The sequence below is a fragment of the Azotobacter tropicalis genome (assembly GCF_059739045.1).
This window is the reverse complement of sequence record NZ_AP046059.1, coordinates 4,032,950-4,056,857: the sequence shown is the minus strand read 5'-3', so window position 1 is coordinate 4,056,857 and position 23,908 is coordinate 4,032,950. Positions and strand designations below refer to the sequence as shown.

22 protein-coding genes and 2 pseudogenes are annotated in these 23,908 nt (G+C 64.7%); 10 read left to right on the top strand and 14 right to left on the bottom strand.

Features of this window, described 5'->3' with window-relative positions:
- The first annotated feature begins 90 nt into the window (after positions 1 to 90).
- The 3 genes from Atro_RS19180 to tsaA all read left to right on the top strand — a co-directional run bounded on the left by Atro_RS19180 (position 91) and on the right by tsaA (position 2,750).
- Positions 91 to 1,611, top strand: a complete 1,521-nt coding sequence (locus tag Atro_RS19180; RefSeq protein ID WP_497924834.1) for a fumarate hydratase — start codon at positions 91 to 93, stop codon at positions 1,609 to 1,611.
- A gap of 135 nt (positions 1,612 to 1,746) precedes the next feature.
- Positions 1,747 to 1,998 carry a hypothetical protein gene (locus Atro_RS19175; protein WP_497924832.1) on the top strand — a complete coding sequence of 84 codons (252 nt, stop codon included), beginning with the start codon at positions 1,747 to 1,749 and terminating at the stop codon, positions 1,996 to 1,998.
- A 59-nt stretch (positions 1,999 to 2,057) separates the two neighbouring features.
- Entirely contained in the window at positions 2,058 to 2,750 is a 693-nt protein-coding gene (gene tsaA, locus Atro_RS19170) for a tRNA (N6-threonylcarbamoyladenosine(37)-N6)-methyltransferase TrmO (RefSeq protein ID WP_497927712.1), read from the top strand.
- Positions 2,751 to 2,811: 61 nt separating this feature from the next.
- On the opposite strand, the gene fpr is transcribed toward tsaA, so the two are convergent.
- A complete protein-coding gene (gene fpr / locus Atro_RS19165) occupies positions 2,812 to 3,588 on the bottom strand; it encodes a ferredoxin-NADP reductase (protein ID WP_497924830.1) in 777 nt (258 codons plus the stop codon).
- Positions 3,589 to 3,702: 114 nt separating this feature from the next.
- Here fpr and Atro_RS19160 point away from each other — a divergent pair, with 114 nt between their 5' ends.
- The gene (locus Atro_RS19160; RefSeq protein WP_497924828.1) at positions 3,703 to 4,629 is read left to right on the top strand and encodes a LysR family transcriptional regulator; all 927 of its coding nucleotides are present in this window, start codon (positions 3,703 to 3,705) and stop codon (positions 4,627 to 4,629) included.
- Positions 4,630 to 4,651: 22 nt separating this feature from the next.
- Here Atro_RS19160 and erdR read toward each other — a convergent pair whose 3' ends face one another.
- Entirely contained in the window at positions 4,652 to 5,299 is a 648-nt protein-coding gene (erdR, locus tag Atro_RS19155) for a response regulator transcription factor ErdR (RefSeq protein WP_497924826.1), read from the bottom strand.
- A gap of 195 nt (positions 5,300 to 5,494) precedes the next feature.
- A complete protein-coding gene (locus Atro_RS19150; RefSeq protein WP_497924824.1) occupies positions 5,495 to 6,205 on the bottom strand; it encodes a tRNA-uridine aminocarboxypropyltransferase in 711 nt (236 codons plus the stop codon).
- Positions 6,206 to 6,407: 202 nt separating this feature from the next.
- On the opposite strand from Atro_RS19150, the gene Atro_RS19145 reads away from it, so the two are divergent.
- On the top strand, positions 6,408 to 6,806 hold the full coding sequence (locus Atro_RS19145; protein ID WP_497924823.1) for a quorum-sensing-regulated virulence factor family protein: 399 nt from the start codon (positions 6,408 to 6,410) through the stop codon (positions 6,804 to 6,806).
- A gap of 28 nt (positions 6,807 to 6,834) precedes the next feature.
- On the opposite strand, the gene Atro_RS19140 is transcribed toward Atro_RS19145, so the two are convergent.
- Complete coding sequence (locus tag Atro_RS19140; RefSeq protein ID WP_497924821.1) at positions 6,835 to 9,246, bottom strand: phosphoketolase family protein; 2,412 nt, start codon at positions 9,244 to 9,246, stop codon at positions 6,835 to 6,837.
- Positions 9,247 to 9,493: 247 nt separating this feature from the next.
- On the opposite strand from Atro_RS19140, the gene Atro_RS19135 reads away from it, so the two are divergent.
- Positions 9,494 to 10,900, top strand: a complete 1,407-nt coding sequence (locus Atro_RS19135; protein ID WP_497924819.1) for an MBL fold metallo-hydrolase RNA specificity domain-containing protein — start codon at positions 9,494 to 9,496, stop codon at positions 10,898 to 10,900.
- A gap of 146 nt (positions 10,901 to 11,046) precedes the next feature.
- Complete coding sequence (locus Atro_RS19130; RefSeq protein ID WP_497924817.1) at positions 11,047 to 12,126, top strand: LOG family protein; 1,080 nt, start codon at positions 11,047 to 11,049, stop codon at positions 12,124 to 12,126.
- 142 nt (positions 12,127 to 12,268) lie between these two features.
- Here Atro_RS19130 and recX read toward each other — a convergent pair whose 3' ends face one another.
- The 3 genes from recX to Atro_RS19115 all read right to left on the bottom strand — a co-directional run bounded on the left by recX (position 12,269) and on the right by Atro_RS19115 (position 14,417).
- Complete coding sequence (recX, locus tag Atro_RS19125) at positions 12,269 to 12,739, bottom strand: recombination regulator RecX (protein WP_497924815.1); 471 nt, start codon at positions 12,737 to 12,739, stop codon at positions 12,269 to 12,271.
- Positions 12,740 to 12,747: 8 nt separating this feature from the next.
- Complete coding sequence (recA, locus tag Atro_RS19120; RefSeq protein WP_497924813.1) at positions 12,748 to 13,797, bottom strand: recombinase RecA; 1,050 nt, start codon at positions 13,795 to 13,797, stop codon at positions 12,748 to 12,750.
- Between the two features lie 86 nt (positions 13,798 to 13,883).
- A complete protein-coding gene (locus Atro_RS19115) occupies positions 13,884 to 14,417 on the bottom strand; it encodes a CinA family protein (RefSeq protein WP_497924811.1) in 534 nt (177 codons plus the stop codon).
- 208 nt (positions 14,418 to 14,625) lie between these two features.
- On the opposite strand from Atro_RS19115, the gene mutS reads away from it, so the two are divergent.
- Both mutS and fdxA read left to right on the top strand, forming a co-directional pair.
- Positions 14,626 to 17,199, top strand: a complete 2,574-nt coding sequence (mutS, locus tag Atro_RS19110) for a DNA mismatch repair protein MutS (protein ID WP_497924809.1) — start codon at positions 14,626 to 14,628, stop codon at positions 17,197 to 17,199.
- A 135-nt stretch (positions 17,200 to 17,334) separates the two neighbouring features.
- Entirely contained in the window at positions 17,335 to 17,658 is a 324-nt protein-coding gene (gene fdxA / locus Atro_RS19105) for a ferredoxin FdxA (protein ID WP_497924807.1), read from the top strand.
- A 92-nt stretch (positions 17,659 to 17,750) separates the two neighbouring features.
- Here fdxA and rpoS read toward each other — a convergent pair whose 3' ends face one another.
- Together rpoS and Atro_RS19095 are read right to left on the bottom strand one after the other, a co-directional pair.
- Positions 17,751 to 18,755 carry an RNA polymerase sigma factor RpoS gene (gene rpoS / locus Atro_RS19100; protein WP_497924805.1) on the bottom strand — a complete coding sequence of 335 codons (1,005 nt, stop codon included), beginning with the start codon at positions 18,753 to 18,755 and terminating at the stop codon, positions 17,751 to 17,753.
- Between the two features lie 99 nt (positions 18,756 to 18,854).
- Positions 18,855 to 19,714: pseudogene (locus Atro_RS19095) on the bottom strand (peptidoglycan DD-metalloendopeptidase family protein).
- A gap of 178 nt (positions 19,715 to 19,892) precedes the next feature.
- Here Atro_RS19095 and Atro_RS19090 point away from each other — a divergent pair.
- Positions 19,893 to 20,036 carry a hypothetical protein gene (locus Atro_RS19090; protein ID WP_497924803.1) on the top strand — a complete coding sequence of 48 codons (144 nt, stop codon included), beginning with the start codon at positions 19,893 to 19,895 and terminating at the stop codon, positions 20,034 to 20,036.
- Here the strand turns inward: Atro_RS19090 and Atro_RS19085 are convergent.
- The 5 genes and pseudogenes from Atro_RS19085 to fghA form a co-directional block, all read right to left on the bottom strand.
- Positions 20,018 to 20,694, bottom strand: a pseudogene (locus tag Atro_RS19085) (protein-L-isoaspartate(D-aspartate) O-methyltransferase). The gene Atro_RS19090 and the pseudogene Atro_RS19085 sit on opposite strands and share 19 nt — an antisense overlap.
- Positions 20,694 to 21,443 carry a 5'/3'-nucleotidase SurE gene (gene surE, locus Atro_RS19080; protein ID WP_497924801.1) on the bottom strand — a complete coding sequence of 250 codons (750 nt, stop codon included), beginning with the start codon at positions 21,441 to 21,443 and terminating at the stop codon, positions 20,694 to 20,696. The pseudogene Atro_RS19085 and the gene surE overlap by 1 nt, the downstream one beginning before the upstream one ends.
- Positions 21,431 to 22,489, bottom strand: a complete 1,059-nt coding sequence (gene truD / locus Atro_RS19075) for a tRNA pseudouridine(13) synthase TruD (RefSeq protein WP_497924799.1) — start codon at positions 22,487 to 22,489, stop codon at positions 21,431 to 21,433. Before truD ends, surE begins: the two co-directional genes overlap by 13 nt.
- Entirely contained in the window at positions 22,486 to 22,959 is a 474-nt protein-coding gene (gene ispF, locus Atro_RS19070; protein ID WP_497924798.1) for a 2-C-methyl-D-erythritol 2,4-cyclodiphosphate synthase, read from the bottom strand. Before ispF ends, truD begins: the two co-directional genes overlap by 4 nt.
- 64 nt (positions 22,960 to 23,023) lie before the next feature.
- Complete coding sequence (gene fghA / locus Atro_RS19065; RefSeq protein ID WP_497924796.1) at positions 23,024 to 23,869, bottom strand: S-formylglutathione hydrolase; 846 nt, start codon at positions 23,867 to 23,869, stop codon at positions 23,024 to 23,026.
- Positions 23,870 to 23,908: the final 39 nt, after the last annotated feature.

Genomic DNA, 23,908 nt, shown 5'->3' with positions numbered 1-23,908 from the left:
GGTCATGCCGGGCACGTTATACTGCGGCAATTTTCCGCACCGGACACGGGTTCGGCGCATCGAAGTTCCTGCCCAATAAAGGAGCGCAGCATGACCGTAATCAAGCAAGATGATCTGATTCAAAGCGTCGCCGACGCCTTGCAGTTCATCTCCTATTACCACCCCGTCGACTTCATCCAGGCCATGCACGAGGCCTACCTGCGCGAAGAGTCGCCGGCTGCCCGCGACTCCATTGCCCAGATCCTGATCAACTCGCGCATGTGTGCCACCGGTCATCGCCCGATCTGCCAGGACACCGGCATCGTCACCGTGTTCGTCAAGGTCGGCATGGACGTCCGCTGGGACGGCGCCACCATGAGTGTAGACGACATGATCAACGAGGGCGTGCGCCGCGCCTACAACCTGCCGGAAAACGTCCTGCGCGCCTCGATCCTGGCCGATCCGGCCGGTGCCCGCAAGAACACCAAGGACAACACCCCGGCGGTCATCCACTACTCCCTCGTCCCCGGCGACAAGGTGGAAGTGGACGTCGCCGCCAAGGGCGGCGGCTCCGAGAACAAGTCGAAGATGGGCATGCTCAACCCCTCCGACTCCATCGTCGACTGGGTGCTGAAGACCGTGCCGGAAATGGGCGCCGGCTGGTGCCCGCCGGGCATGCTCGGCATCGGCATCGGCGGTACCGCCGAGAAGGCCGCCCTGCTCGCCAAGGAATCCCTCATGGAAGAGATCGACATCCATGAGCTGAAGGCCCGCGGCCCGCAGAACCGCGTCGAGGAGCTGCGCCTCGAGCTGTTCGAGAAGGTCAACCAGCTGGGCATCGGCGCCCAAGGCCTGGGCGGCCTGACCACCGTCCTCGATGTGAAGATCAAGGATTATCCGACCCATGCCGCTTCCCTGCCGGTGTGCATGATCCCCAACTGCGCCGCCACCCGCCACGCCCACTTCGTGCTCGACGGTTCCGGCCCGGCCAGCCTGGAAGCCCCGAGCCTGGACGCCTATCCGGAAATCGTCTGGGAAGCCGGCCCGAGCGCCCGCCGCGTCAACCTCGACACCGTCACCCCGGAAGAAGTGCAGAGCTGGAAGCCGGGCGAGACCCTGCTGCTCAACGGTAAGATGCTGACCGGCCGCGACGCCGCGCACAAGCGCATGGTCGACATGCTGAACGCCGGCGAGAAGCTGCCGGTGGACCTGAAAGGCCGCTTCATCTACTACGTCGGCCCGGTCGATCCGGTGCGCGACGAGGTGGTCGGTCCGGCCGGTCCGACCACTGCGACCCGTATGGACAAGTTCACCCGCCAGATCCTCGAGCAGACCGGCCTCCTGGGCATGATCGGTAAGTCCGAGCGCGGCCCGGTCGCCATCGAAGCGATCAAGGACAACAAGGCCGTGTACCTGATGGCCGTTGGCGGCGCCGCCTATCTGGTCGCCCAGGCGATCAAGGCCTCGAAGACCCTGGCCTTCCCGGAACTGGGCATGGAAGCGATCTACGAGTTCGAAGTCAAGGACATGCCGGTCACCGTGGCCGTCGACGCCAAAGGCGAGTCGGTGCACATCACCGGTCCGGCGGTCTGGAAGCAGAAGATCGCCGAAAGCCTGGTGCAACTGAAGTAAGCTCCAGCGGCAACGCCCGTCGGCTCACGGCGGGCGCTTCGCCGAACATCCGCGGCGCCGGAGGCTCTCATTGAGTAGCAGCCTTCGGCCTGTCCGCTCTTCCCGGCCGGCCGCTACGACGGGAGGATTATGCAGGTGGACTGGCTTGACTTCACCCAATGGCCGGCGATGGTTGCCACCGTGGTAGCGGCCTGGCTGATCGGCTCGCTGAATCTGCGCAGGCGCACCATCGGCTTCTGGTGCTTTCTGCTCAGCAATGCGCTTTGGGTCTTCTGGGGCTGGCACGCCCATGCCTGGGCCCTGATCGTTCTGCAGCTGTGCCTGGCGCTGATGAACGTGCGTGGTCTGCGCAAGAACGATCCGCACAAGGCCGAAAGCCCCCGCTGACAGGGCAGCCGCCCATCGAATGCGCTACCATGGCGGCCCGCCTGAATACACCTGCCAGCATGCTCTATTCCGTCTCGCCGATCGGCTACCTGCGCTCCTGCTTCAAGGAGAAATTCGCCATTCCGCGTCAGCCGCAACTGGCGCCAGCCGCCCGCGGCATGCTGGAACTGCTGCCACCCTTCGACCAGGCACAGGCTATCGAGGGCCTCGAGCAGGTCAGTCACGTCTGGCTGCTGTTTCTCTTCCACCAAGCCTTGGAGGACAGACCACGCCTCAAGGTCCGTCCTCCCCGCCTGGGTGGCAACCGCTCGCTCGGGGTGTTTGCCACCCGCTCGACCCACCGCCCGAACGGCATCGGCCAGTCGGTGGTCAAGCTGGAGAAAGTCGAGCCGGGGCGCCTGTGGCTGTCCGGCATCGACCTGCTGGACGGTACGCCGGTGCTCGACATCAAACCCTATGTGCCCTACGCCGACTGCCTGCCCGCGGCCTGCAACGCCATCGCCGAGGCACCGCCGTCGGCGATTCCGCTGGAGTGGAACGCGCCGGCGCTGCTGCAGGCGCAGGAGCACGCGGTACGCCTGGGCGAGCCACTGGTCGAACTCATCGAGCAATGCCTGGCCCAGGATCCTCGCCCCGCTTACCAGGTACCCGAGCCTGCGCGCCGCTACGGGGTACGCTTCTGGGATGTGGAGGTGCGCTGGCACTACCCGCAACCGGGGCTGATCCGCGTGCTGGAAGTGCAACGGGCCTGAACGACACGCCTTGAAACGCAGAAGCCCGGACAAGCCGGGCTTCGGTCAGAGGCACTGAAGTTTACTTCTCGACGAAGGCGCGCTCGATCAGGTAGTCGCCCGGCTCGCCCATGCGCGGGGAGATCTTCAGGCCGAAGCTGTCGAGCACCTCGCAGCTCTCGTCGAGCATGCTCGGGCTGCCACAGATCATCGCGCGGTCGTCCTGCGGATTGAGCGGCGGCAGACCGATATCTTCGAACAGCTTGCCGTTGCGCATCAGGTCGGTGAGCCGTCCCTGGTTTCGGTAGGACTCGCGGGTGACCGTGGGGTAATAGATCAGCTTTTCCTTCACCGCATCGCCGAAGTACTCGTTCTGCGGCAGGTGCTCGGTGATGAACTGCTGATAGGCCAGCTCGCTGACCTGGCGCACGCCGTGGATCAGCACAACCTTCTCGAAGCGCTCGTAGACCTCCGGGTCCTGGATCAGGCTCATGAAGGGCGCCAGACCGGTGCCGGTGCTGAGCATGTAGAGGTGCTTGCCGGGCAGCAGGTCGCCGGTCACTAGGGTGCCGGTGGGCTTGCGGCTGATCATCAGCTCGTCGCCCTCCTTCAGGTGCTGCAGACGCGAAGTGAGCGGACCGTTCTGCACCTTGATGCTGAAGAACTCGAGATGCTCCTCGTAGTTCGGGCTGGCAATGCTGTAGGCACGCATCAGGGGGCGTCCCTCGACCTCGAGGCCGATCATCACGAACTGACCGTTCTCGAAACGCAGGCCTGGGTTGCGGGTGGTCTTGAAACTGAACAGGGTATCGTTCCAGTGGTGAACACTGAGGACACGCTCTACGTTCAGGTTGCTCATTCGGGGCTCCTTCGAGGGTGGTGCTGCCTGGCGGCACGATTGCCGTCCATTCTAGGAGGCGGCAAACTATCTGTTAAGTAAATTATCAAGATATAGATAATCGGTTATATAGATATGCGATTCACCCTGCGCCAGCTTGAGGTTTTCGCCGCCGTGGCCCGCTTGGAAAGCGTCACCCGTGCGGCCGAGTCCCTCGCCCTTTCCCAGTCGGCGGCCAGCACCTCGCTGACCGAGCTGGAGCGTCAGTCCGACTGCCTGCTCTTTGATCGGGTCGGCAAGCGCCTGAAACTCAACGCCTTGGGCCGGCAGTTGCTGCCCCAGGCGATGGCGCTGCTCAACCAGGCACGGGAAATCGAGGACCTGCTCGACGGCAAGGAGGGCTTCGGCTCGCTGGCGGTCGGCGCCACGCTGACCGTGGGCAACTACCTGGCGACCTTGCTGATCGGCGCCTTCATGCAGCGCCATCCGCAGTCGCGGGTCCGACTGCATGTGCAGAACACCGCACACATCCTCCAGCAGGTGGCCAATCACGAGCTGGATCTCGGTCTGATCGAGGGCAGCTGCCAGCATCCCGACGTGGAATTGCAGCCCTGGGTGGAAGACGAACTGGTGGTGTTCTGCGCCCCACAGCACCCGCTGGCACGGCGCGGCCGGGCAAGCCTGGACGAGCTGGCCGGCGAGGCCTGGATCCTCCGCGAACAGGGCTCGGGCACCCGCCTGACCTTCGATCAGGCCATGCGCCATCATCGCCCGGCGCTGAACATCCGCCTTGAGCTGGAACATACCGAAGCGATCAAGCGGGCGGTCGAGTCCAGTCTGGGGATCGGCTGCATTTCCCGCCTGGCGCTGCGCGACGCCTTCCGCCGCGGCAGCCTGGTACCGGTGGAAACTCCGGAGCTGGACCTGAGGCGGCAGTTCTGCTTCCTCTGGCACAAGCAGAAGCTGCACACCGCAGCCATGCGCGAATTTCTCGAGCAGTGCCGGGCACTGACCGCCGGAGTACGGCGTAGCGACGAGATCGTCCTGCCGCCGATCGCCTGACGAGCGACGGCGGCGAGAAGCCTTAGGCCGGCAACGACTCCAGCTGCTGCAGCAGCAGGGCCGCCTGGGTGCGGGTGCGCACCCCGAGCTTGCGGAAGATCGCCGTCACGTGGGCCTTGACGGTCGCCTCGGAGACGCCCAGCTCATAGGCGATCTGCTTGTTCAGCAGGCCGTCGCAGACCATGCTCAGCACCCGGAACTGCTGCGGCGTCAGACTGGCCAGACCGGCGCTGGCGGCCTTCGCCTCGGCGGAAACGCTGACCGTCTCCTGGAGCTGTGGCGGCCACCACTCGTCGCCGTCGAGCACCGCGCGCACCGCCTGCTGCAGGGTTTCCAGAGCGCTGGATTTGGGGATGAAGCCGGTGGCGCCGAACTCGCGAGCCCGCGCCACCACGGCGGCCTCCTCCTGGGCGGAGATCATCACCACCGGAATCTGCGGATACTGCCCACGCAGCAGGACCAGCCCGGAAAAGCCGTGGGCACCGGGCATGTTGAGATCGAGCAGAACCAGGTCCCAGTCCGCCTTCTCCTCCAGGCGAGCCTCCAGCGCAGCGATGCTGTCCGCCTCCACCAGCCGTACCACGGGGCCGAGCCCGAGGGTCAGAGCCTGCTGCAAGGCACTGCGGAATAGCGGATGGTCATCGGCGATCAGGATTTCATAAGAAAGCATTGGCAGATCCCGTTTCTTGTCGTGAAGACCTGATGCGACAGCGAGCCGGGACAGGACGAGCAACCTGCCGGAGGCCCCACACCCGCAGAACGGGCGTAGCCGGTCATTCAGGCGGAAAACGGCAGTTTACGCGTTTTCGAGCAGGACGGGGCGCTTCGCTTGGCATGCCCCAACGTTTTGCACCGATTGGCCGCTTCAGAGAAAAGCACGCAGACGCCGGTGGGCCTCGTCGTCGGGATCGACGGGACGACTCTGCTTGGCCGCCAGGTAGTGCTCGGTGAACACATCCAGGTAGGCTGCCAGCGCCTCGCCGGCACGCAGATCCCCGGCCAGCTCCAGGCAGAGCGCGGCCACCTCTGCCGTGCACAGGTGGTCGTCTCGCTTCGAACGGCGCAGGCGATAGCGCGACAGCTGCTCCGGCTGCAGGCCGAGCACCGGCAGTCCGTCGAGATAGGGACTCTTGCGAAACATCTTGCGCGCCTCGGTCCAGGTCGCATCAAGGAGGATGAACAGCGGCCGCCGGTCCGGCTCCCGACGGACTTCGCCGACCACCCGCTGCGGCGCCGCGTACTCACCGGGGAACACCACATAGGGCTGCCACTGCGGATCGCCGAGCAACGCCGGCAGACGCGCATCCACCTCGGTACGCGACCAGCCGAAGGCGGCAGTATCGGCCACCACGTCGGCGATCAGCCAGCCGGTATTGCTCGGCTTGAGCGGCTCGATGTCGTGCATCAGCAGGCAGACGCCGGACTCGGCCTCGATCCGCGGGCGCCAGGCGCACAGGCAATGGCTGATCGACACCCGGCAGGCCGGACAGCGCGGTGTCCGCGAGCCGCGCGCCTGAAAGGGCTTCAGGCTGCGCGCCAGACGCTCCTCGCGCAAGCGGGACACGGCATGGCTCACGGGTGCAGTGCAAAAATCAGGCGGAATGGACACAGTCTTCGAGCTGGACAAGAAGTCGGGGGGCGGCAGTCTAGCAGAGTGCCAGGGCACACCGGGCGGGATGCCGTGATTGTCGCTGTCGCCGACACACCTATAATGCGACGCCTCGACTGCCGGAATATCGGCTCGGATCGCCGGCACACCCACACTCCAGGAGACTTCCATGTTGCGACCGACTGCCCTTGCCCTCTGCTTCCTTCTGCCGACGACGGCCCTGGCCGCCTCTCTCAAGGACTTCGAGCTGACCAAGATGCTGGAGAAGGTGGCCAAGGAAAGCAGCGTAGGCACTCCGCGCGCGATCAACGAGGATATCCTCGACCAGGGCTACACGGTGGAGGACAACGAACTGATCAACCACCTCAGCGTGCGCGCCTCGCATGCCCAGCAGATGCGCTCCCATCCGGACACCGTGCGCAGCCAGCTGCTGGGCAGCGTGTGCAGCAACCGGGGCTTCCGCCAGCTGCTCGCCAAGGGCGCGGTGCTGCGTTACCAGTTCAGCGAGTACCAGAGCAACCGCCCGGTGACCACCGAACGCTACCGCGCCGCCGACTGCAACCTGTAAGCGGCGCCGGCGACGCGACAGACACCGCTCAGCCGCCTTCGCCGGCGGCACGCAATCGTGCCGGATCACCGTGGCCGGCAAGGATATCGGCTTCTTCCCGGGTGAGCAGCGCGGCGGCCGGCACCTCCAGCAGCGTGGTACAGGCCTCCAGGACATGGGCCCAGCTGGCACGGTTGGCGAACAGCATGCCGGCCTCGTCCAGGGTGCCGCCGGCGTTGCGGTAGCCAAGCGCCAGCGCACGGCGCGCGTCCGGCAGGATCGGCCAGAGATGTCCGCGGGCGACCTCCGGGCGCATATGGGTCAGCAGGACGCGACGCTCGTGGCTGGCCGGGAACAACCGGCCGATCGATTCGCCATCGGCCAGCGCCGCCGCCTCCCAGCGGTCGCGCGGCGCGCGGAAGCGTCCCGGCTCCTGCAGGTAGACCAGCCGGTACGCCTGGCCGGCTGCTTTCAGGCGCTCGGCTGCGCGGAGCATCTCGGCCAGCTGGTAGCTGCCGTTGGCGATCAGCAGCAACGGCTCGGCACCGACCCGCTCCTCGACGACCAGCGCCCCTTCACGGGCCAACTGCTCGGCCTGCCCGGGCTCGAAGAGCACCGGGCGCTCGCGCTTGGGCACCACCAGGCACGCCAGCTGTCCACGTGCCTCGTACACGGACGGCAGCAGGGCCAGCAGGCTGTTGTGGTCGGCCGGGAAGAGCACCCGCAGCATGTCGCCCATCTCACCGAGCAGCGCCTCGCTGAAGGTGGTGTCCTGATGCGACTGCTGGTTCTTGCCGTTCTCCCAGGTGTGCGAGGTGGCCACCAGCGGCCATCCCAGCCAGCCGGCCGGACGACCGGCCTCCTTCTGTTGACGGGCGAAGATCAGGCACTGGCGCACCGCACCGAGCATCTTTACGCAGAAGGCTTCGTAGCTGGCCACCAGGTTGAGCCCACCCTGATTGCCCAGACAGGCGGACACCACCGCCTCCTCGTTCAGCACGGTGATGACCTTGCCGTCCAGCGCCTCCAGCTCGCTCTCGGGCTGGCAGACGCGATGTTTGAGTGCCGTGAGCACGCCGCCCAGACGATTGCTGGCCAATTCGTCCGGATTGCCGACCCGTGGCCGCAGCCCCGGATTGGCCTGTACCAGATCGACGAAGAAACGGTCCAGCGCGCCCATCGGCGAAGCCTGCTCGCCCGGCTCGCGGTAGTACAGCGCTGGAGTCGCTGGCGCCGGCGGATAGCGGGTAGCCAGCGGATTGTCGCGCGGCAGCGGACGTCCCTGACGCGCAGCGGCGAACAGGGCGCAGGCGGCGAAAAGCTCCTGGGGCGGCACCCAGAGCGCCGCCGCATAGCGATTGAACAGCTCCCGCGAGTCGGCGTCGCGCCGCGGACAACCGGGCAACGGCAGGTTGTGCGCGGCATTGCTACCGGCGCCGTAGAAGCCAAAGCCCTTCACCGTCTCGGCGATGCCATAGGGAATCGGCAGCGGGTAGCGCAGAATACCCCGTTCCAGCTCCTCCACCCGCCGCCCCAGGCGCTGCTGCATTTCCCAGAGGGTGCAGGCAAAAGCCGCCGGATCGCGGCCGTCGAAGCCGATCGGATCGAAGCCACAGCGGCGCAGGTGCTGGCGGAAGCCCTCCAGCCCCTCGTGGCTGCCCAGATCGGTACGCTGCTCGATGCGCCGGCCGTTGGCGATCATCACCGGCAGTGCCACACCACAGTCCTCGGCACGCCACCAGCGCGGCATCCAGTCGCTGCCGCGCTGCTCCTCGGCGGCACCATCGGAGAGGAAGGCCACCAGGGTCTCGCCCGGCAAGGGCAGGTGTGCATATTGCAGTTCGGCGAAGCCGAGATAGCCACCCTCGGCAATCCCGCCGGCGGTATGGGCGTTGACATGACTGCCCAGTGGCGCGGCCTGCCGGTAGCCGTAGAAGTCTTGCGCCAGCCGGGTCATGCCCGCCTCGTCGCAGGGATAGGCGTTGGCCTGCTCGGGCAGCTGGTTGCCGGTCAGCAGATTGAGCGCATCGATGGCCGCCACGCAATGCCCCTGGCCCATCAGCCAGCCGCGGTTCTCGCCGCTCAGGACATTCAGCGCGAGATAGCCGGCATAGGCCGACACCATGTTCAGCGCACCGCCGGTATGGCCCTCCGGATGGGACTTGAAATCCTCGGCCACGAGCGGCGCACCATCCAGACGCACACGCCGGGCGTAGGTCATGTGCACCACCAGCCAGAGTCCTGCAGCGCTCAGCCGATCGAGCGCGTGCAGCAGGCGGTAGACGCTGGCTACATCCGGCTGCAGGCCGGCCTGGACCAGTTGGTGGGCCAATCGGAACACCCCGGCCTGGGTTTCGGCGACATGCTGCAGGGGACCATAGCCCTGGCGCCACTGGGCAAAGGAAGGCTCGACCCGGGCGTGCTCGTCCAGCTCGGCGAGAGGCGGGAGAATCTGAGGCATTGCGGGCTCCATCATCGGTATCCATTGCAGTCTATGCCATCTTCCCGCGCCTGGACTCGCCGATGCGGCCCATCGGCCAGCCGGCAACGCGATCGCTACGCCTTCCGACTATCGCCTCCCGATCGGCCAGGAGCGAGTCGCGCTCATATATCGATTGGTTCGGCCTGCGGCTATGATGGTTTATATCAGGGCAGGCCGGTGGCCACTGCCGGCGCGCTGCCCAACCTTCCGTGGTCAAGGAAACATCATGGCTCTGCTCAGCTTTCTCGGTGCGATTCAAGAAGTGACCGGCTCCTGCTACCTGGTCGAGACACGCGACGGCAGCCGTGTGCTGCTCGAGTGCGGCATGCGCCAAGGGGGACACCGCGAGGAAGAGGAAGGCAATGCCCGGCCGTTCCCTTTCGACCCTGGCAGCCTCCATGCCGTGGTCGTCTCCCATGCACACATCGATCACAGCGGCCTCCTGCCGCGCCTGGTCGCCTCCGGCTACCAGGGGCCGATCTTCGCCACCGAGGCTACCTGCGAGCTGATGGGCCTGATGCTGCTGGACTCGGCCCATCTGCAGGAAAACGATGCCGAATGGGAGAACAAGTGGCGGGCTCGCCTCGGCAAGCCGCCGGTACAGCCGCTCTACACCACGACCGACGCCGAGAAGGCACTCTCCCTGTGCCGCCCGCAGCCCTATGGCAAAGCGCTGGAAGTGGCCCCCGGGGTGATCGTCACCTTTCACACCGCCGGGCACATCCTCGGCTCGGCCATCGTCGAGATGGAACTGCACGATCACCATCTGACCCGCCATCTCGTGTTCTCCGGCGACCTCGGCAATACCTGCACGCCGCTAATGCGCGACCCGACTCCGCTATCGCGGGCCGACGTGGTGCTGCTCGAATCCACCTACGGCGACCGCGACCACCGCCGCACCGAGGACACCCTCGAGGAGTTCGCCGAAATCCTGCAGACCGCCCATCGCGACGGCGGCAACGTGCTGATTCCCTCCTTCGCCGTCGGCCGTACCCAAGACCTGCTTTTCTACCTGGGGCGCTTCTACCAGGAGGGTCGCCTGCCCCAGCAGGCGGTGTTCCTCGACAGTCCCATGGCGATCCGTGCCAATGCCATCTATTCGCGCTTCGCCGCGGAGTTCGATCCGGTCGACCGCAACCTGCTGCAGGCCAGAGGTGTCAAACGTGCCGAGGACTGGCTGCCGATCCTGCGCATGACGCCCACTCCCGAGGAGTCGATGGCGATCAACCGGATCAAGAGCGGTGCCATCATCATCGCCGGCAGCGGCATGTGCACTGGCGGACGAATCGTCCACCACTTCAAGCACAACCTCTGGCGCGAGGAGTGCCACCTGGTGTTCCCTGGCTTCCAGGCGCAGGGCACCCTGGGACGGCGCATCGTCGACGGTGCCAGCACTGTGAAGGTCCTCCACCAGCGCATTGCCGTACGCGCCCAGGTGCATACCCTCGGCGGCTTCTCGGCTCACGCCGGCCAATCCCAGCTGATCGACTGGGTACAGCATTTCGACCACCGCCCCGAGCTCTATCTGGTCCACGGGGAACTGGAAAAAATGCAGGCTCTGCAGCAGGCTCTGCACGAGCGTCTGAACTGGACGGCCAACATTCCCGAGCGAGGCGAGCAAATAGCAATCTAAGAAAAAGCGGCAGTAAGATGGCCGTGCGAGCCGGAATGAATAATGGACCGACCGCCGCCATACCGGGCCGTCATGATGACCAAGGCCTGCCATCGGAGCGATGCTGCTCGCAGCATCGTCAAGATTCCGCGCTCAAGGAGAAGTCCATGCCTTTCGAATCGGACGAGTTTCTTTCTCGTCACTTCCAGACCAGCGGCGTCGACATCAATGCCCTCGTCGATGCGCTGGTCGATGAAATCGTTCCTGAAACCAGTCCCAACCTCCCCCTCTACCGGGAGATGCTCTACACCGTCATCCGCATGGCCCAAGCCGACCGCAACCGCTGGGACGCCAAGATCATGCTGCAGACCCTGCGCGAAATGGAGCAAGCCTTCAGCCGCCTCGAACAGTTCAAGCGCCGTCGCAAGGTCACCGTATTCGGCTCGGCACGCACGCCGATCGAACACCCGCTGTACGCCCTGGCCCGCGAACTCGGCCACACCCTGGCGCGCCACGACCTGATGGTCATCACGGGTGCCGGTGGTGGCATCATGGCTGCCGCCCACGAAGGCGCCGGACTGGAAAACAGCTTGGGCTTCAATATCACCCTGCCCTTCGAACAGCATGCCAACGCCACGGTCGAAGGCACGTCGAATCTGATGTCCTTCCACTTCTTCTTCGTGCGCAAGCTGTTCTTCGTCAAGGAGGCCGATGCGCTGATACTCTGCCCGGGCGGCTTCGGCACTCTGGACGAGGCGCTGGAAGTGCTGACCCTGATCCAGACCGGCAAGAGTCCGCTGGTTCCGGTAGTCCTGCTGGACGAGCCCGGCGGCACCTACTGGGCCGATGCCCTGCAATTCATCCGCAGGCAACTGGAGGGCAATCGCTACATCCTGCCCAGCGACATGCACCTGCTCAGCCTGGTCAGCAGCGCCGAAGAGGCGGCCGAGGAAATCGCCCAGTTCTACCGCAACTACCACTCCAGCCGCTGGATCAAAGACCGTTTCGTCATCCGTATGCACCACCCTTTGAGCGAAGCGGCGCTGATGCACCTACGCGACGAGTTCGCTGATCTCTGCCTGAACGGCACCTTCGAGCAGCAGGGCTACTGCGAAAGCGAACAGGACGAACCGGAACTCTGCCACCTGCTGCGTCTGAGCTTCATCTTCAACGCCCGCGATCACGGCCGCCTGCGCGAACTGCTCAACTTCATCAACCTTTCGCAGAACTGGGCCGTCAAGGCCTGATCCGAACGATGCCTCCAGGCCTGCACAGGCAGCAGGCCGTTGGCGTCAGCGCTGTTGCAACTGCCCAGCCAGAGCACCATCGGCTGGCACGAGACAGGAGGCCGTCACGAGACTGCGGGGCAGCTCTGGGAAGGCGCCAGATTCAGCAGTCGTCGGACAAGCCGCCGCGCAACAGGCGACCGATCATCTCGGGCGGGAAGCCACGATAGCCAAGGAAACGCCCCTGACGGGCACGCTCGCGCGCATCGCCGGGCAGGCAACCGGCGAACTTGCGTCGCCAAGTGTCGGTCAGCAGTTCGGTCCAGTCCAATCCGCTCTCGCGGAGCGCCTGCTCGATGGCCTGGCGCGGCAAGCCTCGCTGGGCCAGCTCCTCGCGAATCCGCAGGGGGCCGTAGCCGGAACGGGCACGACTGGCCACGAAGGCGTCCAGATAACGGGCCTCGCTGAGCAGCCCTTCCTCCGCCAGACGATCAAGGGCAGCCTCGATCAGCTCCGTCGGAGCGCCGCAACGGGCCAGCTTGCGGGCCAGTTCGACCCGGCCGTGCTCACGACGGGCCAGCAGGTCCATGGCTGCACGCCGCACGGCGGCGGGGCTATCGAGCAGGCCTGTCATCGCCAGGCTCAGTAGTCGAGATCCGCGTCGGCCGGTTCGTCGGCCACAGCCGCCGGCCGGCCGCTGGTCGGCACGGCGAGCAGTTGGTCGCGGATGCTCTTCTCGATGGCCGCGGCGACCTCCGGATTGTCCTCGAGGAACTTGGCCGCATTGGCCTTGCCTTGGCCGATCTTGTTGCCCTGATAGCTGTACCAGGCGCCGGACTTCTCCAACAGGCCCAGTTGCACGCCGAGATCGATGATCTCACCGTTGCGATAGATGCCCTTGCCGTAAAGGATCTGGAACTCGGCCTGGCGGAACGGCGGGGCCACCTTGTTCTTCACCACCTTGACGCGGGTCTCGCTGCCCACCACTTCGTCGCCCTCCTTCACCGCGCCGGTGCGGCGGATGTCCAGGCGCACGGAGGCATAGAACTTCAGGGCGTTGCCGCCAGTGGTGGTTTCCGGGTTGCCGAACATCACGCCGATCTTCATGCGGATCTGGTTGATGAAGATGACCAGGCAGTTGGCATTCTTGATGTTGCCGGTGATCTTGCGCAACGCCTGGGACATCAGGCGCGCCTGCAGGCCGACGTGCTGGTCACCCATCTCGCCCTCGATTTCCGCCTTGGGCACCAGCGCCGCCACCGAGTCGACGATGATCACATCCACCGCGTTGGAGCGCACCAACATATCGGTGATCTCCAAAGCCTGTTCGCCGGTATCCGGCTGGGAAACCAGCAGGTCGTCGACGTTCACTCCGAGCTTGGCGGCATAGTCCGGATCGAGCGCATGCTCGGCATCGACGAAAGCACAGGTGGCGCCCTGCTTCTGAGCCTCGGCGATGGTCGACAAGGTCAGCGTGGTCTTGCCGGAGGATTCGGGACCGTAGATCTCGACAATCCGTCCCTTGGGCAGGCCACCGATGCCAAGTGCGATGTCCAGCCCCAGAGAGCCCGTGGAAATGGCCGGAATCGCCTGGCGCTCATGATCGCCCATGCGCATGACCGCACCCTTGCCGAACTGCTTCTCGATCTGGCCCAAAGCCGCAGCCAAAGCGCGCTTCTTGTTCTCGTCCATTGAAGACCTCACGTATTCAGAGGGCCTTGCGGCCGCCATATACTGTATAAGTAGACAGTATTAGAGCACAGGAAAAGTCTGCCCGCCTACCCCTGTGCCGGCCCATTTCCGTGATGCCCGGCACCTCCTGCGGGCGACTCACCAGCAATCAGGCGGACCAGACCGGCCAAGGCAGCCTGCACCGTTCGTCGGCGCACTTCGCCGCGATCGCCGGCAAACTGACGACGCACCGCAAACAGCCGCTCGCCATCGGCCCAAGCCAGCCAGACGGTGCCGACCGGCCTTCCCGGCGAACCACCATCAGGCCCGGCGATGCCGCTCACCGCCACGGCATAGCGGGCGCCGCTGCGCGCCTGTGCGCCGTGAGCCATGGCCTCGACAATTTCCTGGCTGACTGCGCCGAAACGTTCGAGCAGCTCGGCCGGCACTCCCAACTGGATGCTCTTCTGGCGATTCGAATAGGTAACATAGCCGGCCTCGAACCAGACCGAACTGCCGGGGATGCGGGTGATGGCCTCGGCGATGCCACCACCGGTGCAGGACTCTGCAGTGCTCGCCTGCTCGCCGAGGGCACGCAGGCCTTCGCCGAGTTCGGCGGCGAGCCGGGTGATTTCGTCCATGGTGCTCTCCAAGCTGAATCGCAGCAGGGCGATACCCTACTCCGATAACGGCCCAAGGCAAGCACCCGGTCAGCCACAGGAGTCCGCTCTCGCTGTGCCCGGTCTTACTCCCGGCGGGATGATCGCAACTGTCCGCGCCAAAACAGGCGAAACCGTGCTTGAATAGGCCCACCCACACGCCCGCCCATTTTACAAGCTACTGATTTTAATGGATAAAATAGACATCTCCGCGCACACCCCCATGATGCAGCAGTATTGGAAACTCAAGCGCGAGCATCCGGACCAACTGCTTTTCTACCGCATGGGCGATTTCTACGAGCTGTTCTATGAAGACGCCAAGAAGGCCGCCAAGCTGCTCGACATCACCCTCACCGCGCGCGGTCAGTCAGCCGGCAAGTCGATTCCAATGGCCGGGATTCCTTTTCATTCGGTCGAAGGTTATCTGGCCAAGCTGGTCAAGCTCGGCGAATCGGTGGCGATCTGCGAGCAGATCGGCGATCCGGCCACGGCCAAGGGACCGGTTGAGCGTCAAGTGGTGCGTATCATCACGCCCGGCACGGTCAGCGACGAGGCCCTGCTCGACGAACGCCGCGACAACCTGCTGGCTGCAGTGCTCGGCGACGAACGGCTGTTCGGCCTGGCGGTGCTGGACATCACCAGCGGGCGTTTCAGCGTGCAGGAGATCAAGGGCTGGGAAAATCTGCTGGCCGAGCTGGAACGCCTCAACCCCGCGGAGCTGCTCTACCCTGACGACTGGCCGGCCGGCCTGCCGCTGGAGAAACGCCGCGGCGCGCACCGCCGGGCGCCCTGGGATTTCGACCGCGACAGCGCCTACAAGAGCCTCTGCCAGCAGTTCGCCACCCAGGACCTGAAAGGCTTCGGCTGCGGCGGTCTGAGCCTGGCCATCGGCGCTGCCGGCTGCTTGCTGGGCTATGCCCGGGAAACCCAGCGCACAGCCCTGCCACATCTGCGCAGCTTGCGCCACGAGCGCCTGGACGACACTGTGATCCTCGACGGCGCCAGCCGCCGCAACTTGGAGCTGGACATCAATCTTGCCGGCGGGCGAGACAATACCTTGCAGTCGGTGATCGACCGCTGCCAGACCGCCATGGGCAGCCGCCTGCTCGGGCGCTGGCTGAACCGCCCGTTGCGCGACCATGCTGTATTGGAGTCGCGCCAGAACGCCGTTGCCTGCCTGCTAGAGAATTATCGTTTCGAAAATCTGCAGCCGCAGCTAAAGGAGATCGGCGACGTCGAGCGTATCCTCGCCCGCATCGGCCTGCGCAATGCCCGCCCGCGCGACCTTGCCCGCTTGCGCGATGCCCTTGCCGCGCTGCCAGAGCTGCAGGCCGCAATGGCCTCTCTGGAGGCGCCACATCTGCAGGTCCTGGCCCGCAGCATCCGCATCTATCCGGAACTAGCAGACCTGCTGGCCCGCGCCATCATCGACAATCCACCGGCGGTGATCCGTGACGGCGGCGTGCTCAAGCAGGGCTACGACGCCGAACTGGATGAGCTGCTGTCGCTCAGCGAAAACGCCGGCCAGTTCCTCATGGATCTGGAGGCGCGGGAGAAGGCGCGCACCGGCCTGCCCAACCTCAAGGTCGGTTACAACCGCATCCATGGCTACTACATCGAACTGCCGCGGGTGCAGGCCGAGCAGGCACCGGCCGATTACATCCGCCGGCAGACTCTGAAAGGCGCCGAGCGCTTCATCACCCCCGAGCTGAAGGCCTTCGAAGACAAGGCCCTGTCGGCCAAGAGCCGCGCCCTGGCACGGGAAAAGGCGCTTTACGAGGAGCTTCTGGAAATACTCATCGCCCAGTTGGCGCCGCTGCAGGACACTGCGGCCGCCCTCGCCGAACTGGACGTGCTGGCCGACCTCGCCGAGCGGGCGCTGAATCTCGACCTCAACCGCCCGCGTTTCGTCGAGGAGCCCTGCCTGCGTATCTGCCAGGGCCGCCACCCGGTCGTCGAGCAGGTGCTGGACACGCCCTTCGTCGCCAATGACCTGGAACTCGACGACAGCACCCGGATGCTGATCATCACTGGGCCGAACATGGGCGGCAAATCCACCTATATGCGCCAGACGGCGCTAATCGTGCTGCTCGCCCATATCGGTAGCTTCGTCCCGGCACAGAGTTGCGAACTGTCTCTGGTGGATCGCATCTTCACCCGCATCGGCTCCAGCGACGACCTGGCTGGCGGCCGCTCCACCTTTATGGTGGAAATGAGCGAGACCGCCAATATCCTGCACAATGCCACCGAGCGTAGCCTGGTGCTGATGGACGAGGTCGGTCGTGGCACTAGCACCTTCGATGGACTGTCGCTGGCCTGGGCAGCAGCCGAGCACCTGGCTGGCCTGCGTGCTTGGACCCTGTTCGCCACCCACTACTTCGAACTGACTGTTCTGGCGGAGAGCCAGCCAGTCGTGGCCAACGTGCACTTGTCGGCTACCGAGCACAACGAACGCATCGTCTTCCTGCATCATGTGCTGCCGGGCCCGGCCAGCCAGAGCTACGGCCTAGCGGTCGCCCAACTGGCTGGCGTGCCGGGAACAGTCATCGCCCGTGCCCGCGAACATCTGGCACGCCTGGAAACCACGAGCCTCCCCCACGAGGCACCACGCCGCGAGGCGGGAAGCCCCCAACCGCCAGTGCAAAACGACCTGTTCGCCAGCCTGCCGCACCCGCTGCTGGAGGAGTTGGCATGCATCAAGCCGGACGATCTGAGTCCGCGCCAAGCCTTGGAGCTGCTATATACATGGAAAATGCGGCTCTAACGCATACCCGAGCAAACTGCTAGAATCGCGCGCTTTCAGGGAGCTCCGGGGCCTTTATAGCCTGAAGCCCGGAGCCCTTTCATACAAGCAGAGAGCCGGCTCGGCTCCACGGCTGCGCCTGAGGAGAACATTGGAATGGCCTTCGTCGTCACCGACAACTGCATCAAATGCAAGTACACCGACTGTGTTGAAGTTTGCCCGGTAGACTGTTTCTACGAAGGGCCGAACTTTCTGGTCATCCACCCGGACGAGTGCATCGACTGCGCGCTCTGCGAGCCCGAATGCCCGGCCCAGGCGATCTTCTCCGAAGATGAAGTACCCGAGGACATGCAGGAGTTCATCCAGTTGAACGCCGAACTGGCAGAAATCTGGCCGAACATCACCGAGAAGAAGGAAGCCCTGCCGGACGCGGAAGACTGGGATGGTGTGAAAGGCAAGCTGCAACATCTGGAACGCTGATTCCGCTCTGGAAATGAAAAGGCCCGTCGAATGACGGGCCTTTTCATTTCCAGAGCCAACAAAGCTCACGGCGCGCTCTTCGCTCACCCACGCTACTGGAACAGGGCGTCGCTGGACAGACCGTTCTTCTCAAGGATCTCTCGCAGGCGCTTGAGCGCCTCGACCTGGATCTGACGCACCCTTTCGCGGGTCAGACCGATCTCCTGCCCCACCTCCTCCAACGTGCAGCTCTCATGACCACGCAAACCGAAACGACGCACTACCACTTCCCGCTGCTTATCGGTCAGATCGAACAGCCACTGGTCAATACTCTGCGACAGGTCATCGTCCTGCAGCAGATCGCAAGGATCGGAGGGACGATCGTCGGTCAGCACGTCGAGCAGGGTCTTGTCCGAATCCGGCCCCAAGGAGACGTCGACCGAAGTGACCCGCTCGTTGAGCCCGAGCATCCGCTTGACCTCGGCGACCGGCTTCTCGAGCAGGCTGGCGATCTCTTCCGCCGAAGGCTCGTGGTCGAGCTTCTGGGTCAGCTCGCGTGCCGCCCGCAGATAGACATTGAGCTCCTTGACCACATGGATTGGCAGACGAATGGTGCGGGTCTGGTTCATGATGGCCCGCTCGATGGTCTGGCGGATCCACCAAGTAGCGTAAGTCGAAAAACGGAATCCGCGCTCCGGATCGAACTTCTCCACCGCCCGGATCAGGCCCAGATTGCCCTCCTCGATCAGGTCGAGCAGCGATAGGCCGCGGTTGACATAGCGGCGGGCAATCTTGACTACCAGCCGCAGGTTGCTTTCGATCATCCGCTTACGTCCAGCCGGATCGCCCCGCTGGGCCAGACGCGCGAAATGCACTTCCTCCGCCGGAGTCAGCAATGGAGAGAAGCCAATTTCGTTGAGATAAAGCTGGGTCGCATCCAGCGCCCGACTGTAGTCGATGTATTTGTGCTGCTTCAGGTTGGCCTGTTTGGACTTCGCCGGGGAAAGCTCCGGTTCGTCTTCCAGGACATCCTCGAGCACAATCTCCGCGTCCATCAGGAGTACATCATCGTCTACATCAAACTCCGGCGCTTCTTTTGCTTTTATATTGAGAGCCATCGTTGTTGTCCCCTGCTATGTTCAACAACAAGCTCCGGCGTCGCCATCCCATGGCTGTCACCTGAGCCCTTATCTCTGACTGGAGCGGGCTGCAGCGGTTCACCGGGAAGGTAGATATTGCAGAGGATCCACAGGTTTTCCTTGGCGGCGAATCTCGAAATGCAGCTTCACCCGATCAGTGCCTGTCGATCCCATCTCGGCAATAGTCTGCCCCGCCTTGACCTGTTGTCCTTCCCGAACCAGCAGCCTGCGGTTGTGACCGTAGGCACTGACATAGATGTCACTGTGCTTGATGATGATCAGCTCGCCGTAACCCCGCAACCCACCTCCGGCATAAACAACCGATCCATCAGACGCAGCCACGACAGGCTGGCCCAATTGCCCGCCGATATCAATGCCTTTATTCAAACTACCGTTTGAGGAAAAGCGTCCTACCAGAGGCCCCTCGGCCGGCCAGGCCCAGCCGGACGCAGCCCGGGATGCTAATGCTGCCTGGGCGCCAGGAGTGGTGGTCGCGGGCTTCGCCAAGACTTTCTCCTCAGCCGGCTTGGCCGGGGCCGTTGCCACAGCAGGCGAACTCGCCGAAGCAGAAGCTGCAGGAGCGACGACCGCGGCCTGCGTCGGCTGCCGAACCGCTTGCGACGCTCCCATCTGTCGTACCGCACCTAACTGGATCTTCTGGCCCGGATGAATCACATAAGGTGCAGCGATGCCATTGCGGGCCGCCAACTCCCGCCAGTCCCAGCCATAACGTATGGCGATGGAAGAAATCGACTCGCCACGACTGACCACATGCTGACCAGTGGTAACACGCGGAACCGCAGGCTGCTGCTCTACCACCTGCACGTTATCCGGGAAGAGCTGGCGCATCCAGCCAGCAGCAGGGCAACAGCAATGCCAGTCAGCGGAAGCCGGGCAGCGCGGCCGCCAACCCCAAATTGAAGAACTCTGAAACTCACCCGCGCATCCTCTTTCCGATGACGTGACACTGGAACTCCGACGAATTTTGATTACCTGACAACGCTGCCCGGAAGGGTCCGCAGTAAGGCCGCATGACACGCGGCCAAGCCTCCCCGGCGCGCCCACGCAGCAACAACGCAGCCGGACCAGACGCTCAACGAAACGTAGCAGTTTGTCATGGATAGCATTGATGAAGATGACGCAACCATCCCGAACACCGGGCACAACATCATCGGCCGCATCCATGGCGGCGCCCTTCCGCAAAAACGGCAAGGAGGACTTCACGAAGCCTATCTAACCGGTCAGAACAAGGAACCTTGAAGCAAGGGCACGAAACGCACGGTCTCCAGCACATGACGGCGGAAGCCGTCAGTCTCGCGAATGATCAGCAACAGCTGCTGTTCATCGCCAGTGCCTACCGGAATCACCAGACGGCCGCCGGGGCCAACTGATCCAGCAGTGCCGGCGGCACGTCCGGAGCGGCAGCGGTAACCATGATGCCATTATAAGGCGCCAGCGCCGGCCAGCCCTCCCAACCGTCGCCCCAGCGAAAGACCACATTGCGCAACCTGAGTTCGAGCAGTCGCTCCTTGGCCCGCTCCTGCAGCGTCTGGATTCGCTCGACGGAGAACACCCGCTCCACCAACTGCGCCAGTACCGCGGTCTGATAACCGGAACCGGTGCCGATCTCCAGCACCTTGTCGAGCGGGCCGCCGGCGAGCAGTACCTCGGTCATGCGGCCTACCATGTAAGGCTGGGAAATCGTCTGATTGTGGCCGATCGGCAGGGCGGTGTCCTCGTAGGCCCGGTGCGCCAGGGCCTCGTCGACGAACAGATGGCGCGGCGTGCAGCGAATCACCTCAAGCACCGAGGCACTGGACAGGCCCTCCTCGTAGAGGCGCTGGATCAGCCGCTCGCGGGTGCGCTGCGAGGTCATACCGATGCCACTGTGCAACAGGTCGTCATGCCGGCGGCGCATCAGAGCAACCCCTCCAGCCAGCTATCGAGGCCGGCGAAGGCCTCGTGAAAGGTACGATCGAGCTGCAGTGGGGTGATTGCTACATAGCCCTGCATCACGGCGTGGAAATCGGTCCCCGGCCCGCCATCCTCGACATCGCCGGCCACCGAGATCCAGTAGCCTTCCTTCCCACGCGGGTTGACCACCTTGACCGGCGCCTTGGCCCGGGCCCGATGGCCGAGGCGGCACAAACGGATGCCACGGATATGGTCGAGCGGCAGGTTGGGGACGTTCACGCTGAGCACGGTGCGCGGCGGCAACTCGAGCCGTTCGTGATGCTCGACCAGAATACGGGCGATGTGCGCGGCCGTCGGCAAATTGTCTGGCTCGCGCGACAGCAACGAGAAGGCAAAGGCCGGCCGATCGCAGAAGCGCCCCTCGAGGGCTGCGGCCACGGTTCCCGAATAGAGCACGTCGTCCCCGAGATTGGCGCCCAGGTTGATACCGGACACCACCATGTCCGGAACCGGATCGAGCAAGCCGTTGAGCCCCAGGTGGACACAATCGGTAGGAGTTCCGTCGAGAGCGATGAAGCCGTTCGGCAAGGGTTGCGGATGCAGTGGTCGATCCAGAGTCAACGAACTGCTGACGCCACTCATGTCCTTGATGGGGGCGACGACCACACAATCGGCCATATCGGCCAGAGCATCGTGAAGTGCGGCGATACCGGGGGCATATACCCCGTCGTCGTTGGCGATCAGAATACGCATGAAGTGTCCATTGGACCTGCCGGCAGCAGATCGACGAGCTCGCGGACCACCACAGTGGCGAAGCAGCCGGCCGGCAGGACGAATTCCAGTTGCAAGATGTCGGTAGTGGGATAATGCCACGCCATCCGGGCGATGGGGAGGCGCAGAATGCGTCGTTCGTGCACCAAGCCCGCTTCTCCCAGCCAGTCGCACAGCGACGTCTCGCCCGCGGCGATGGTTTCTTCCAACGTCTTGATGTCCGCGCCGGCCGGAGAGCCGCCCGCGCCCCACAAGGGCCCGGTGGGATGCAGGTCGAGCAGAGCCAGACGCGGGTCCGCGCACTCGGCCTCTCCGGCCATGAAGAAACTGCGACTGTCGGTGAAAGCCAGCAGGTCGCCCGGCAGTGCCCAGCTCCAGGTGCCGGCCGCAACCCGCTCGGCCAGTACTCGGTTGAACAGGTAGCTGCGTGCCGACGAGAGCAGCCGCGAGCGCAGGTTGCGCTGACTCGGCAACTCGCGCCGCGCGGCGAAGGCCCGGGCTTCGGCGAGATTGCCGCCGGCATGGCCAAAACGCTGCAAACCAAAGTAGTTGGGCACCCCGTCGCGGCGGATCCTTTCCAGACGCGCCTCCAGTGCCGGGCGATCGGCAGCGAGATTAGTCAGGCGCAGGGTGAAGCCGTTGGCCGCGTGGGCACCGCGCTGCAGTTTGCGCGAATGACGGGTGCGCTCGAGAATGCGCAGGCTGTCGTCTTCTGCAGCTGCGAGATCGGGATCGGCCTTGCCCGGCAGGTGCAGGCTGAACCACTGACGGGTCAGGGCCTGGCGGTCCTTCAGGCCGGCATAGCTGACCGCCCTCAGCGGCATCCCCGCAGCGCGGGCAAGACGCCGTGCCGCCTCTTCGGTATTCAGCCCGCGCTTCTCTACCCACAGCCAGAGGTGCTCGCCCTGCCCGCTCAGCGGGATGTCCAGCACTTCGTCAACTTGGAAGTCCTCCGCCGAGGCCTTGAGCACCGCCTGGCCGCAGGCTTCGCCATGGGCCTTGGGCCCAAGCAGCTCGAACTCCGTCATAGCGGCAGCAACAGGGCTACCGCGTGCACGGCGATACCCTCCTCGCGCCCCGTGAAGCCGAGCTTCTCGGTGGTAGTGGCCTTGACGTTGACCTGCTCCACGCCGACCTGCAGATCCTCGGCGATCAACAGGCGCATGTGCTCAACATGCGGGGCCATCTTCGGCGCCTGGGCGACGATGGTGGCGTCGATGTTGCCGACCCGCCAGCCCTTTTCCCGTACCAGTGCCACAACATGACGCAGTAGCACGCGGCTGTCGGCGCCCTTGAACTGTGGATCGGTGTCCGGAAAGTGCCGGCCGATGTCGCCCAGCGCCGCGGCACCGAGCAGTGCATCACTGAGCGCATGCAGCAGCACGTCGCCGTCGGAATGGGCGATGAGACCGAACTTGTGGGAAATGCGCACGCCGCCGAGGGTGATGAAATCGCCCGCGCCGAAGCGGTGCACGTCGTAGCCGTGGCCGATACGCATAAGAGAAGAACGCCCTCAGGAAGTCAGGGCGCGATTCTACAGGACAGACCGGCCGGTGGGCGCGTCAGCCGTTCAGCGCCGCCGCATGATGGCGCAGGTGGTCGTCGATGAAACTGGCGATGAAGTAGTAGCTGTGGTCGTAGCCCGGCTGCAGGCGCAGGGTCAGCGGGTGGCCGACCGCCTCGGCGGTGGCACGCAGCACCTCCGGCTTGAGCTGGCTGTCCAGGAAGCCGTCGGCCTCGCCCTGATCGACCAGGATCGGCAGGCGCTCGCTGGCCTCGATCAGCAGCGCACAAGCGTCCCACTCGCGCCAGGCGTCGCGGTCCTGGCCGAGGTAACGCGAGAAGGCCTTCTCGCCCCACGGGCAGTTGCTCGGGTTGACGATCGGCGCGAAGGCCGACAGCGACCGGTAACGCCCAGGATTGCGCAGGGCGCAGACCAGCGCGCCGTGCCCACCCATGGAGTGGCCGCTGATCCCGCGCCTGCCGCTGACCGGGAAATTGGCCTCGATCAGCGCCGGCAGCTCGTGCACCACGTAGTCGTGCATGCGGTAGTGCTGCACCCAAGGCTCTCGGGTGGCATTCAGGTAGAAGCCGGCGCCGAGGCCGAAATCCCAGGCGCCGTCGGGATCGCCCGGCACGCCCTCGCCGCGCGGGCTGGTGTCCGGCGCGACTATGACCAGCCCCAGCTCGGCGACCAGGCGCTGCGCGCCGGCCTTCTGCATGAAGTTCTCGTCGGTGCAGGTCAGTCCGCTCAGCCAGTACAACACCGACAATTTGGCGCCCTGCTCCGCCTGCGGCGGCAGGTACACGGCGAACACCATGTCGCAGCTCAGGGTGGCTGAGTGGTGACGATAGCGGTTGTGCCAGCCACCGAAGCTTTTCTGGCTGGAGAGCAGTTCGAGGGTCATGGGCGGTCCTTGAACGGAGTCCGGAAACGGAGCGCCCAC

Coding starts and splice junctions, on each gene's coding strand:
- Atro_RS19180 (WP_497924834.1), top strand. CDS start 91: ATGACCGTAATCAAGCAAGATGATCTGATTCAAAGCGTCGCCGACGCC.
- tsaA (WP_497927712.1), top strand. CDS start 2,058: ATGCTCTATTCCGTCTCGCCGATCGGCTACCTGCGCTCCTGCTTCAAG.
- fpr (WP_497924830.1), bottom strand. CDS start 3,588: ATGAGCAACCTGAACGTAGAGCGTGTCCTCAGTGTTCACCACTGGAAC.
- Atro_RS19160 (WP_497924828.1), top strand. CDS start 3,703: ATGCGATTCACCCTGCGCCAGCTTGAGGTTTTCGCCGCCGTGGCCCGC.
- erdR (WP_497924826.1), bottom strand. CDS start 5,299: ATGCTTTCTTATGAAATCCTGATCGCCGATGACCATCCGCTATTCCGC.
- Atro_RS19145 (WP_497924823.1), top strand. CDS start 6,408: ATGTTGCGACCGACTGCCCTTGCCCTCTGCTTCCTTCTGCCGACGACG.
- Atro_RS19140 (WP_497924821.1), bottom strand. CDS start 9,246: ATGCCTCAGATTCTCCCGCCTCTCGCCGAGCTGGACGAGCACGCCCGG.
- Atro_RS19135 (WP_497924819.1), top strand. CDS start 9,494: ATGGCTCTGCTCAGCTTTCTCGGTGCGATTCAAGAAGTGACCGGCTCC.
- Atro_RS19130 (WP_497924817.1), top strand. CDS start 11,047: ATGCCTTTCGAATCGGACGAGTTTCTTTCTCGTCACTTCCAGACCAGC.
- recX (WP_497924815.1), bottom strand. CDS start 12,739: ATGACAGGCCTGCTCGATAGCCCCGCCGCCGTGCGGCGTGCAGCCATG.
- recA (WP_497924813.1), bottom strand. CDS start 13,797: ATGGACGAGAACAAGAAGCGCGCTTTGGCTGCGGCTTTGGGCCAGATC.
- Atro_RS19115 (WP_497924811.1), bottom strand. CDS start 14,417: ATGGACGAAATCACCCGGCTCGCCGCCGAACTCGGCGAAGGCCTGCGT.
- mutS (WP_497924809.1), top strand. CDS start 14,626: ATGGATAAAATAGACATCTCCGCGCACACCCCCATGATGCAGCAGTAT.
- fdxA (WP_497924807.1), top strand. CDS start 17,335: ATGGCCTTCGTCGTCACCGACAACTGCATCAAATGCAAGTACACCGAC.
- rpoS (WP_497924805.1), bottom strand. CDS start 18,755: ATGGCTCTCAATATAAAAGCAAAAGAAGCGCCGGAGTTTGATGTAGAC.
- Atro_RS19090 (WP_497924803.1), top strand. CDS start 19,893: ATGGATAGCATTGATGAAGATGACGCAACCATCCCGAACACCGGGCAC.
- surE (WP_497924801.1), bottom strand. CDS start 21,443: ATGCGTATTCTGATCGCCAACGACGACGGGGTATATGCCCCCGGTATC.
- truD (WP_497924799.1), bottom strand. CDS start 22,489: ATGACGGAGTTCGAGCTGCTTGGGCCCAAGGCCCATGGCGAAGCCTGC.
- ispF (WP_497924798.1), bottom strand. CDS start 22,959: ATGCGTATCGGCCACGGCTACGACGTGCACCGCTTCGGCGCGGGCGAT.
- fghA (WP_497924796.1), bottom strand. CDS start 23,869: ATGACCCTCGAACTGCTCTCCAGCCAGAAAAGCTTCGGTGGCTGGCAC.